This window comes from Streptomyces sp. NPDC057137 (genome assembly GCF_042670825.1).
Lineage (GTDB): Bacteria > Actinomycetota > Actinomycetes > Streptomycetales > Streptomycetaceae > Streptomyces.
In genome coordinates, this window is sequence record NZ_JBHUUW010000072.1 from 26,026 (window position 1) to 36,656 (window position 10,631).

10 protein-coding genes are annotated in these 10,631 nt (G+C 71.6%); 4 read left to right on the forward strand and 6 right to left on the reverse strand.

What is annotated here, in order from left to right:
* Positions 1 to 7: 7 nt before the first annotated feature.
* Positions 8 to 985 carry an SDR family NAD(P)-dependent oxidoreductase gene (locus ACFT9I_RS34620; RefSeq protein WP_382571098.1) on the forward strand — a complete coding sequence of 326 codons (978 nt, stop codon included), beginning with the start codon at positions 8 to 10 and terminating at the stop codon, positions 983 to 985.
* Positions 986 to 1,302: 317 nt separating this feature from the next.
* Here the strand turns inward: ACFT9I_RS34620 and ACFT9I_RS34625 are convergent, their stop codons facing one another.
* Together ACFT9I_RS34625 and ACFT9I_RS34630 are read right to left on the reverse strand one after the other, a co-directional pair.
* Positions 1,303 to 1,878: a histidine phosphatase family protein gene (locus ACFT9I_RS34625; protein ID WP_382571100.1), complete on the reverse strand. Its 576-nt coding sequence runs from the start codon at positions 1,876 to 1,878 to the stop codon at positions 1,303 to 1,305.
* Between the two features lie 31 nt (positions 1,879 to 1,909).
* Positions 1,910 to 2,353, reverse strand: a complete 444-nt coding sequence (locus tag ACFT9I_RS34630) for a GNAT family N-acetyltransferase (RefSeq protein WP_382571102.1) — start codon at positions 2,351 to 2,353, stop codon at positions 1,910 to 1,912.
* A gap of 178 nt (positions 2,354 to 2,531) precedes the next feature.
* Between ACFT9I_RS34630 and ACFT9I_RS34635 the strand changes: the two genes are divergently transcribed.
* Positions 2,532 to 3,650: an ABC transporter substrate-binding protein gene (locus tag ACFT9I_RS34635; RefSeq protein WP_382571104.1), complete on the forward strand. Its 1,119-nt coding sequence runs from the start codon at positions 2,532 to 2,534 to the stop codon at positions 3,648 to 3,650.
* Here ACFT9I_RS34635 and ACFT9I_RS34640 read toward each other — a convergent pair.
* Entirely contained in the window at positions 3,559 to 5,079 is a 1,521-nt protein-coding gene (locus ACFT9I_RS34640) for a PLP-dependent aminotransferase family protein (RefSeq protein WP_382571105.1), read from the reverse strand. The genes ACFT9I_RS34635 and ACFT9I_RS34640 overlap by 92 nt on opposite strands.
* Here ACFT9I_RS34640 and ACFT9I_RS34645 point away from each other — a divergent pair.
* Positions 5,078 to 5,974 carry a DMT family transporter gene (locus ACFT9I_RS34645; protein WP_382571107.1) on the forward strand — a complete coding sequence of 299 codons (897 nt, stop codon included), beginning with the start codon at positions 5,078 to 5,080 and terminating at the stop codon, positions 5,972 to 5,974. The two genes, ACFT9I_RS34640 and ACFT9I_RS34645, sit on opposite strands and share 2 nt — an antisense overlap.
* 5 nt (positions 5,975 to 5,979) lie before the next feature.
* On the opposite strand, the gene ACFT9I_RS34650 is transcribed toward ACFT9I_RS34645, so the two are convergent.
* Entirely contained in the window at positions 5,980 to 7,257 is a 1,278-nt protein-coding gene (locus ACFT9I_RS34650; RefSeq protein WP_382571109.1) for a glycoside hydrolase family 10 protein, read from the reverse strand.
* Positions 7,258 to 7,415: 158 nt separating this feature from the next.
* On the opposite strand from ACFT9I_RS34650, the gene ACFT9I_RS34655 reads away from it, so the two are divergent.
* Positions 7,416 to 8,276 carry a 3-hydroxybutyryl-CoA dehydrogenase gene (locus ACFT9I_RS34655; RefSeq protein WP_382571111.1) on the forward strand — a complete coding sequence of 287 codons (861 nt, stop codon included), beginning with the start codon at positions 7,416 to 7,418 and terminating at the stop codon, positions 8,274 to 8,276.
* A gap of 27 nt (positions 8,277 to 8,303) precedes the next feature.
* Here the strand turns inward: ACFT9I_RS34655 and ACFT9I_RS34660 are convergent, their stop codons facing one another.
* Both ACFT9I_RS34660 and ACFT9I_RS34665 read right to left on the reverse strand, forming a co-directional pair.
* Positions 8,304 to 8,843, reverse strand: a complete 540-nt coding sequence (locus ACFT9I_RS34660; RefSeq protein ID WP_382571113.1) for an NUDIX hydrolase — start codon at positions 8,841 to 8,843, stop codon at positions 8,304 to 8,306.
* Positions 8,844 to 8,894: 51 nt separating this feature from the next.
* A complete protein-coding gene (locus ACFT9I_RS34665; RefSeq protein WP_382571114.1) occupies positions 8,895 to 10,232 on the reverse strand; it encodes a transcriptional regulator in 1,338 nt (445 codons plus the stop codon).
* Positions 10,233 to 10,631: the final 399 nt, after the last annotated feature.

Here is a 10,631-nt window from a genome sequence, read left to right on the forward strand (position 1 = left end):
CGGGAGCATGACTACTCCTCAGCACAAGATCGGTTCAGGTTTCGGCGCGCGAAGCACCGCCGAGGAGGTTCTGCGCGGTGTGGACCTGGGCGGGAAGCTCGCGGTCGTCACCGGCGGTTACTCGGGTCTGGGGCTGGAGACGACGCGCGCGCTGGCTCGCGCGGGCGCCCACGTCGTGGTGCCCGCCAGGCGGCCCGCCGTCGCCGAGGAAGCCGTCGCGGGGATCGAGGGAGCGGCGGGAAAGGTCGAGGTCGACGAGATGGACCTCGGTGACCTCGACAGCGTCCGCGCCTTCGCCGAGAAGTTCCTGGCCTCCGGACGCTCCATCGACATCATGATCGACAACGCCGCGATCATGGCGTGCCCCGAGACCCGCGTCGGACCGGGCTGGGAGGCGCAGTTCGCGACGAACCACCTCGGCCACTACGCGCTCGTCAACCGCCTCTGGCCCGCGATCGAGCGCGGCGGCGCCCGCGTCGTCTCCGTCTCCTCGGCCGGGCACCGCGGCTCCCCCATCCGCTGGGACGACGTGCGGTTCGAGCGGGGTTACGACAAGTGGCAGGCGTACGGCCAGGCGAAGACCGCCAACGCGCTGTTCGCCGTGCACCTCGACGCGCTCGGCAAGGACGCCGGTGTCCGGGCCTTCTCGGTGCACCCGGGTGGCATCCTCACGCCGCTCCAGCGTCACCTTCCCAAGGAGGAGATGGTCGCCTTCGGGTGGATCGACGAGGAGGGCAACCCGCTCAACACGTCGTTCAAGACGCCGGAGCAGGGCGCGTCCACGCAGGTGTGGGCGGCGACCTCGGACCGGCTGGCGGACGCGGGCGGCGTGTACTGCGAGGACTGCGACATCGCCGAACCCGCCGACGAGGCCGACTTCAAGGGCGGCGTACGCACGTACGCGACGGACCCCGAGCAGGCGGCGCGGCTCTGGAAGCTCTCCGCCGAACTCACGGGCGTGGACGCGTTCGCGACGGCCGGCTGAGCGGTCGCCGGCGCGGGACCGTGCGACGTAGTCGCGAAGGACGGGCGGCTGAAGTTGTCGGGTTCCTCGAAGTGGTCGACCGTCGCGCCGGAATCGGCGGCCCTGCGGGCGATGGCGTGACAGAGAGTCGACTTGCCGACTCCGGGACTGCTGCCGACGACTGCGATCATGCGTCCGGTCGCCTTGGTCATCACGGCACTTTCGCACGCGGCCACTTGACGGAATCGGGCGCCGATCAGACGCGGGCACCGGCCGGGCGCGGGCGCTGGTCAGACGCGGGCGCGATCAGAGGCTGGTGCGATCAGAGGCGGATGCGATCAGAGGCGGGCGTCGAGGCGGAGGCTCCAGCGGCCGGCGCCGCCCATGAGGGTGACCGTGGACAGCGGGCGCACGTCCACGTTCCAGAAGGTCGGGGCCGGGGCGTGCAGGGCGTAGACGAGCGCCGCCCTGATGACGGCCGGTTCGGCGACGGCGACGATGGCGCCGATGTCGTCAGCCGGCCGCGTGTCCAGCCAGCCCCCTATCCGGGAGATGAACGCCAGCAGCGGCTCGCCGCCGTGCGGGGCGGAGCGCGGGTCGGCGAGCCAGGCGTCCACGGCGGCGGGTTCACGGGCAGCGACGTCCGCGAAAGTGCAGCCGCGCCAGCGGCCCATGTCGCAGTCCCGGAGGGCCGGCTGGACGAGCGGCGCGTAGCCGAGTGCTTCCCCGGTCGCGCGGCTGCGCGCGGTGGGCGAGCAGTAGCGCAGATCGGCGGCGGCCAGCGGCACGAGGGCGTGCGCGACGAGCTGCACCTCGTGCCAGCCGGCCTGGTCGAGGGGACGGTCGTCGTCGAAACGCTCGGCAAGTGGGGCTGAGCTGCGCGCGGCGGCGACCAACGTGACCCGAACACTCATGCCGGGATCGTGAGCCCGAAAGTCGCACAGGTCAAGAGGGGGGCTGAAGGTCCAGAGTCATCCACATCAGGGGGTTTTCGAGCGACTTGAACCCCACCTTCTCGTAGACGCCGTGGGCGTCCTCCGTGGCCAGCATCATGCGCCGGAGCCCCAGCAGGGCGAGGTGGTCACGTGCGGCGGCGACCAGTTCGGTGCCGAGTCCCTTGCCGCGTGCGACGGGGTCGACGTACACGTCGCAGAGCCAGGCGAAGGTGGCGTGGTCCGTGACGACGCGGGCGTAGGCGACCTGTTCGCCCGAAGCGGCGTCGTAGGCGCCGAAGTTGAGCGATCCGGCGATCGCCCTGTCCTGGACGGCGCGGTCGCGGCCGAGCGCCCAGTAGGCGTCGGTGGACAGCCAGCGGTGGATCCGCTCCGCGTCGAGGCGCGCGGGGTCGGTCGAGATGTCGTACGCGGCGGAGGTCGTCGTCTCGGTCATGGCGGAAGGCTGCCAGGTGGCGGGCCCGTTGTCAGTGGCGGGTGCCACCATCGAGACGTCGACTTGATGTCCGTCCGATCCCACCGGCCGGTCGCACAGGCACACGTACAAGCACGCGAATATTCGGTTGCCCGTCGCTGATCGTGGTGGATGCAATGTCCGGCATGGACGCCGACGCATGAACACATCGCCACCGCCCTCGTCACCTCAAGCGGAGCCGACCGACGGATCGCCCGTCCGGATCGGCGCTCTCGTTCCGCTGACCCGGCCCGGCTGGGTCGAGGCGGGCCGGCATCTGCTCGCCGGACTCGAACTGGCCGTGTCCGAGGTCAACGACACCGGCGGGATCGCCGGACGGCCGCTTGAGCTGGTGGTCCGGGACACCGCGGCCGATCCGGGGAAGGCCGTGGCGGCCGTGGACGAACTGGCCGGGCTGGGCGTGGCCGCCCTGGCGGGGGAGTATCACAGCGTCGTCGCTCGCGCGGTCGCCACCAGGGCCGACGCCCTCGGCCTGCCGTTCCTCTGCTCGTCGGCGGTGCTCGACGCGCTCACCGAACAGCCCACGGACTGGGTGGCGCGCCTGCCCCCGCCGCAGTCGCACGGCTGGCAGATCTACGCGGACTTCCTCCTGGGCGCGGGCCACCGCCGTATCGCCCTGGCGGTCGCGCCGAGTGTCTACTGGGCGGCGGGCACCCGCATTCTGCGGGACTACCTCGCCGTACGCGGCGGCACCGTCGTCGAACTCGACATGAGCGCCCTCGACCCCACGGCCGTGTGCGACGCGCTCGTCGACAGCGGCGCGACGGCCCTTCTCCTTCTGGTCGGCAGCCCGGAGCCGGCCGTGCCGATCGTCACGTCCGTCCGCCGTGACCCGCGCCTCGCCGAGATCTTGATCGGTGCTCCGGCCGGGCAGCCGGAGTTCGCCGAATGGGCGACGTCGCTGGGCGACGACGGCACGGCGATCCCGTTCCTGCGCTACCTGCCGGAACGCCTCACGCCACTCGGCGTACGGGTCGAAGCGGCCCTCCGCGAGGGGCCGGCCGAAGCGCCCTCCTTCGTCGCCTTCGAGGGCTACGACACGATCGCCGTCCTCGCCGATGTACTGCGTTCGCACGGCGTGGACCGGGCGCGTATCGCCGAAGCCTGGTCGCGCGTCGCGGTCGAAGGCACCCGTGGGCAGATCCAGTTCTCCCGTACGCCGGGCATCAGCGTGTGGCAGTGGGCGTGGACACCGGTCCAGGTCGTCGACCGGGATCCGGCGGCTCCGGGTCGCTTTCGGGTCCTGCACGCCGGCTGAGTACCTCGTCGCAGGCGGTACGGAGCCGCCGTACGCCGTCGGCGATCTCCTGCGGTCCCGCGACGGCCGCGAAGCCCAGCCGCAGGTGGCCGGCGGAGGGTTCGGCGCAGAAGTAGGGACGGCCGGGGGTGACGGCGACGCCCGCTCGCAGCGCGGCGGAGACCAGGGCCTGTTCGTCGGTGCCGTCGGGCAGGCGCAGCCAGAGGTGGTAGCCGCCGGGCGGGATGTACGGGAGGGCCAGTTCGGGGAGCTGCCGGCGGACGGCGGTGGTCATGGCGACCCTGCGGTCCCTCAACTCCCTTGAGATGAAACGCAGATGGCGGTTCCAGGCGGGTGAGCCGACCAGTTCGAGAGCCGCCTCCTGGAGGGGGCGGGCGACGAAGAAGCAGTCGACGACATGGATGGCGCGGAGCCGTTCGAGCACCGGGCCCCGGGCGGCCAGCACTCCGACGCGGAGGCTGGGTGAGGTCGCCTTGGTGAGGGAGCAGACATGGACGACGACTCCGTCGGGATCGTCGGCGGCGAGGGGGCCGGGCAGTGGGCCCGCGTCCTCGTGGATGAGGCGGCGGACGAAGTCGTCCTCCACCACGAAGGCGCCGGCCTCGCGTGCGATGCGCAGCGCCTCGGGCCGGCGCGCCGCGGAGAGGACCGCTCCGGTGGGGTTCTGGATGAGGGGCTGGCAGACGAAGACCCGGGCACCGGTGGCGTGGAAGGCGGCGGCGAGGAGTTCGGGGCGTACGCCGTCGGGGTCCACGGGTACGGGGACGGGCCGCAGTCCGGCGGCGCGCGCGATGGCGAGCATGCCCGGATAGGTGGGCGATTCCACGAGGACGGGCGCGCCGGGCGGGGCGAGTGCGCGCAGCGCGGTGGTGAGGGCGCTCTGGCCGCCGGAGGTGACGAGCACTTCGGCGGCCGTCCAGGTGTCGCCGATGCCGCGGGCGAACCACTCGCGGAGTTCGGGCAGCCCGTCGGTGGGCGGGCGGCTCCACGTGCCGGGGCGGCGTCCTGCGCGGGCCAGGGCGGCGGCCATGGCCTGTTCGGGCTGGAGGGAGGAGTGGAGGTAGCCGCCGTTGAACTCGATCACCCCGGGGCCGGGCGCGGCGAGGCAGGCCAGCACGGCGGAGGAGTCGACGCTGCGTGGCACGAGTTCGGTGGTGGCGTCGGCGCTGAGGGCGACCTCCTGCCAGGAGGTGTCCCCGGCCCGCGGTGCGCCGGGCCTCGCCTGCGCGCGGAAGGATCCGGCGCCGGGGCGGGTGACGACGAGGCCCTCGGCGGCGAGCTGGGCCAGCGCCCGGGAGACGGTGACCGGGGAGACCCGGTGGCGTTCGACCAGCTCTCTGCTGGACGGCAGCTTTCCACCTGGTGAGTAGCGGTTCAGCTCCGCTCGTAGCGATTCCACCAACTCGGCCACACTGCTACGCTCTTGCATGACAGCACAGGATAGCGCTACTCGTACGGCCCCGGTAGCGGTCACCGGCGGCACCCTCCTCGCGGGAGCGGGCGTCCTCGCCTTCTCGCTCACCTTCCCGGCGACGGTCTGGGGGCTGGAGAGCTTCGGCCCCTGGTCCCTGGTCGCGATACGCAGCGTGCTCGCCGCGCTGATCGCGGGCGGCTTCCTGCTGGCGCTTCGCGTGCCGCTCCCGGAGCGGCGGCACTGGGGCGCGTTCGCCGTGGTGGCCTCCGGTGTGGTGCTGGGCTTCCCGATACTGACGACGCTGGCCCTCCGGACATCGACCACGGCGCACGCCGCCGTCGTGGTCGGGCTGCTGCCGCTGAGTACCGCCGCGTTCTCGGCGCTCCGTACCGGCAGACGCCCCTCCCGTACGTTCTGGGGCGCGGCCGTCGCGGGCGCGGCGGTGGTGATCGCCTTCACCCTCCAGCAGAGCGGCGGGGCCGTCTCGACCGGTGATCTGTATCTGTTCGGCGCGCTGCTGGTGTGCGCGGCCGGTTACACGGAGGGCGGCAGGCTGGCGCGGCTGATGCCGGGCTGGCAGGTGATCGGCTGGGCGCTGGTGGCGTGTCTGCCGCTCAATCTGGTGGTCTCGGCCGTCGCCCTGTCCTTCGAGCCGGTGCGTCTGACGGCTCAGGGCGTGACCGGCCTGGTGTGGGTGGCGGCGGGGTCGACCTTCCTCGGTCTCTACATCTGGTACCGGGGCATGGCCGCGATCGGCGTCGAGAAGGCCAGCCAGCTCCAGCTCGCGCAGCCGCTGCTGACGCTGGTCTGGTCGGTGCTGCTGCTCGGGGAGCAGTTGGCAACGGCCGCGCCGCTGGCGGCCGTCGCCGTACTGCTGTGCATCGCGGTCACGCAGCGCGCCCGCGCGTAAGGTCGTCAGCCCTGCCGAGGCGGCCGGACCCGCGACTTGTAGTGGTCGGCCACCGCCTTCGCGAACGCGCCGTTCTTGTCGTTCACACACTCCAGCGCGGAGAAGTAGCAGTGCCCCCGCACCTCCGGGTACTTCTTCGCGAAGGCCAGATGCCGGGAGACCTCCGCCACGTCCTGCCACGGCGCGGGCTGGGCGGGGTCGCCGGCCTTGTAGAGGGCCTCGCCGATGTAGAGGTCGACGTCCGTCCCCTTCACCACCGCGCTCCACCAGGGCACGAGCTTCGCGTAGTCGGCCGCGGCGAAGCCGATGTTCCAGTAGACCTGCGGGGTGATGTAGTCGATCCAGCCCTCCTTGACCCACTTCCTGGTGTCGGCGTAGAGGTCGTCGTAGGTCTGCACGCCGGCCTTGGTGTCGGAGCCGGTCGGGTCGGTGGCGATGTTGCGCCACACACCGAACGGGCTGATGCCGAAGGCGACATGCTTCTTGATCTGCTTGATCCGCTCCGCCGTCTCGCGCACCAGCCGGTCGGTGTTGTCACGCCGCCAGGACGCCTTGTCGGGGAAGCCGCCGCCGTACTGCTCGTACTGCGCGTCGTCGTCGAAGACCTGACCGGCGACCGGGTACGGATAGAAGTAGTCGTCCCAGTGCACGGCGTCGATGTCGTAGCGCCGTACGGCGTCGAGCATGGCGTCCTGGACGAACTTCCTGACCTCGGGGATGCCCGGGTTGTAGTACAGCTTTCCGCCGTACGGCAGGATCCACTCCGGGTGCTTGCGCGCCGGGTGGCTCGGGATCAGCCTGGAGGGGTCCGTGTGATTGGCCACCCGGTACGGGTTGAACCAGGCGTGCAGTTCCAGACCCCGCTTGTGGGCCTCCTTCACGGCCGTACCCAGCGGGTCCCAGCCCGGGTCCTTGCCCTGTACGCCGGTCAGACACTCGGCCCACGGCTCGAACGGCGAGGGCCACAGCGCGTCGGCGGTCGGCCGGACCTGGAAGATGACCGCGTTCAGCTTCCGGTCGACCGCGGTGTCCAGGAACTTCAGCAGTTCCGCGCGCTGTTGGGCGACGGGCAGTCCGGGCTTCGACGGCCAGTCGCGGTTCACGACCGTGGCGAGCCACATCCCGCGCAGTTCACTGCGCGCGCTGTGACGGCCACCGGACCCGGCGGCGCCCTCCGCGCCCGCCGCCGCTCCGGTGGTGGCGACGGCGTCGCCCGCCATCGCCAGTGACGTGAGAGCACCCGTCGTGACCGCCACGAACCCTCTTCTACCGATTTGCCGCATTTACTGACCCCTCGTCGGTTATCTCGGACTGACGTTGCCGCACAGCATGCCCGCCCCGGCCCGCCGTGCACACACCTGCGCGGAGTAACGTCGGGGGCCGAAGCGGGCACCGGAATCACACGGGGCCCCGCAGGACAGGGACCAGCGAAAGGCACGATGTGACCGACATCGAACGCGTCGGAGTGGTGGGCTGCGGCCAGATGGGCGCAGGCATCGCGGAGGTGTGCGCCCGCAGCGGCCTCGAAGTGATGGTCGCCGAGACCACCGGCGAGGCTCTGGAGATAGGGCGTACCCGCCTCTTCAACTCCCTCTCCAAGGCCGCCGAACGCGGCAAGATCTCCGAGGAGGAGCGCGACGCGACGCTCGACCGGCTCAGCTTCACCACCGACCTCGGGGAGTTCGCCGACCGCGATCTGGTGATCGAGGCCGTCGTCGAGAACGAGCAGGTCAAGACGGAGATCTTCCAGGTCCTCGATCAGGTCGTGACGCGCACCGACGCGATCCTGTCGTCCAACACCTCCTCCATCCCCCTGGTCAAGCTGGCCGTCGCGACGTCCCGGCCCGACCAGGTCATCGGCATCCACTTCTTCAACCCGGCACCGGTCCAGCAGCTCGTCGAGCTGATCCCGGCCCTGACGACGTCCGACGACACGGTCAAGCGCGCCGAGGCCGTCGTCCAGGACGTGCTGGGCAAGCACGCGATCCGCGCCCAGGACCGGTCCGGTTTCGTGGTGAACGCCCTTCTCATTCCTTATCTGCTGTCGGCGATCCGGATGTTCGAGTCCGGCATCGCGAGCCGTGAGGACATCGACAACGGCATGGAGATGGGCTGCGCCCACCCGATGGGCCCGCTCAAGCTCGCCGATCTGATCGGCCTGGACACCGTGGCCTCGGTCGCCGATTCGATGTACGCGGAGTACAAGGAGCCCCTGTACGCCGCTCCCCCGCTGCTCCAGCGCATGGTGGACGCGGGGCGCCTCGGCCGTAAGACGGGCTCGGGCTTCTACCCGTACGGCTGAGCAGGCGGCCCCGGGCCGCCTGCGCGGCTACCCGCCGCCGCCCAGGCGCAGGTGATGGAGCATCAGCAGTCCGGCCGCCATGTTGGCGGCCGGCACCTCGCCCCGCGCGATCATGTCGGGCACGAGCTTGAGCGGTATCCACTCCCGGCGTGAGGACTCGAAGTCGTCCGCCGGGTAGCCGGTGTAGGTGGCCGCGTCCGACCAGTAGAGATGGTGCCTGGAGTCGGTCAGCCCGTTGGACGGCTCGACGGTGAGCAGATGGCGGAGGCGGCCGGGCCGCCATCCGGTCTCCTCCTCCATCTCCCGCGCCGCCGCCGTCTCGACGGACTCGCCGTCCTCGACGACTCCCGCGGCGAGTTCCCAGCCCCAGCTGTCGGTGATGAAGCGGTGCCTGAAGATCATCAGCACCTCGTTGGCCTCGTTGACCGCCGTCGCCACTGCCACCGGACGGAGTCGGATGAGGAAGTGGTCCAGATGCCGGCCGTCGGGGAGTTCGACGTCCGCCAGATTCACCTGGAACCAGGGATTCTCGTACACGGTGTGTTCGCTTAAGTTCGCCCACTGCACGGTTTTGCCACCTTCCGATCGGGAGTTGGCAATATGGCAGCAGGCGCCTCCTCACAGGGGAACGCGCAGGGCCCGTGCGATGAATCCGGCCGCTTCCGTCGCGGCCGCGCTGCCGCTCTCCAGCAGCCCCAGCCGCACCACGCCCATCCGGTCCCTGAGCCGCAGCGACTCCATCCCCCGCGCGCGCTCGGCCATCTCCCGCGCGGTACGGGCCGCCCGGTCCGGCTCACCCTGCCGCAGCTCGATCTGGCTGAGCATCGCGAGCCGGTGCACCCGCCCCCGGTCGTGCGCCGGGGCGCCCACCGCCTCGGCGGCGTGCGTCCGCGCGGCGCCCAGCTCGCCGAGGCTGAGCAGCGCCTCGGCCACCTGCACATTGACCAGGCCCGGCTCGACATAACCGGTCTCCTCCGGCTCCTGACCCGGTCTGATCCGGCCCGCCTCGGCCTCCGCCCGTCCGATGCACACCCGCGCCGCGCGCCCGTCGCCGAGCAGCGCGTACGACTTGGCCTGCATCGCGTAGAGATCGGCCGCCAGCGCCGGGGTGATCGCCCGGCCCGCCGTGCGCAGCGCCGCCTCGGCGAAGGCCACGGCCTGCCGGTACTCCCCCATGAACAGCGACTGGTTGACGAGCAGCGCGATGGCGTACGCGCCAAGTCCGGTGTCCCCGCTGGCCTTCGCCAGCCGGAGCGCCTGGTGGAAGTAGCGCTGGGCGAGCCCCTGCGCGTCGGAGTCGTACGCGCAGATCCCGGCCACCGCCACCAATCCGCCGGTGGCACGGTGCAGTTGGCGGCCCATCGCGTCGCTGTAGCCGCCGCGCAGCAGGGGCGCCGTCTCGGCGTTGAGGAAACCCACGATCCGCGCGTGGGTGGCGAGACCGCCCGCCCTGCGGTACATCAGCTCGTAGTGCGCCCTGGCCGTCCGCAGCAGTTCGATGTCCGCCGGGCCGACGCGGCTGTGGCCACTGCGCGAGACGTCCGCGTCCTCCGGCGGGTTCTCCCACTCCCAGACCGGCATCACGGCATACGTACCGGTCACGGCGGGCGCCGCCACGACATGACCACGCTGCTGCTGGTCGGAGCGCCACAGCGCGGTGGCCCGCTCCACGAAGACCGAGAGGGTGGCGTCGCGGCGCGGCGCGTCGGGGGTCACACCGAGGCCGATGTCGTCGAGCGTGAGGGTGCGTCCCAGCCGTTCGCCCAGCACCTGGCAGATCAGCTCGGGCACCTGGCCGCGCGGCCGCTGGCCCCTCAACCACCGCAGCACAGACGTGTGTTCGTACCGAAGGCCCAGTCCGCGCGACTGTCCGGCCCTGTTGACCCGGGCGGCGAACCCGGCGTGGGACATGCGCGCCTCGTCGATCAGCGAATCCAGCAGGGTGTTGGGCTGCATGTGGCCCTCCGGAGGCTCGGCAGCCACAGCGTAATGGAGCGGGACATCGCACGGGGTGTGAACGTAATGCCCGGATCGGGCCGTTGTGCGCCCTGCCGTGCCCGGCCCGCCGGCTGTTGACTTGGTCGTCTCGCAAGGAGCGGCCGGGCCGCCGCACTCCCCCTCGTGCGGTACGGCGGCCCACCTGGCGCCGTCCGTCCCGCCTACCTGCCCGACACTCCACGGCGGGGCGGACGGCGCACCGGCCGCGTAGACGTTGCGAGGCGGATACGGCGCAGTGTTCGTCCCCCCGGCCTGCGCCGGTATCCGCGCAGGTCCCGCCCTCGACGCGGCGGTGGGTACCACGCGCCGGGCCGGAGGTGCCGGACACGGCCGAGGGGCGTCGCCGGACCTGAAACC

Coding starts and splice junctions, on each gene's coding strand:
- ACFT9I_RS34665 (WP_382571114.1), bottom strand. CDS start 10,232: ATGCAGCCCAACACCCTGCTGGATTCGCTGATCGACGAGGCGCGCATG.
- ACFT9I_RS34645 (WP_382571107.1), top strand. CDS start 5,078: ATGACAGCACAGGATAGCGCTACTCGTACGGCCCCGGTAGCGGTCACC.
- ACFT9I_RS34630 (WP_382571102.1), bottom strand. CDS start 2,353: ATGACCGAGACGACGACCTCCGCCGCGTACGACATCTCGACCGACCCC.
- ACFT9I_RS34625 (WP_382571100.1), bottom strand. CDS start 1,878: ATGAGTGTTCGGGTCACGTTGGTCGCCGCCGCGCGCAGCTCAGCCCCA.
- ACFT9I_RS34635 (WP_382571104.1), top strand. CDS start 2,532: ATGAACACATCGCCACCGCCCTCGTCACCTCAAGCGGAGCCGACCGAC.
- ACFT9I_RS34640 (WP_382571105.1), bottom strand. CDS start 5,079: ATGCAAGAGCGTAGCAGTGTGGCCGAGTTGGTGGAATCGCTACGAGCG.
- ACFT9I_RS34650 (WP_382571109.1), bottom strand. CDS start 7,257: ATGCGGCAAATCGGTAGAAGAGGGTTCGTGGCGGTCACGACGGGTGCT.
- ACFT9I_RS34620 (WP_382571098.1), top strand. CDS start 8: ATGACTACTCCTCAGCACAAGATCGGTTCAGGTTTCGGCGCGCGAAGC.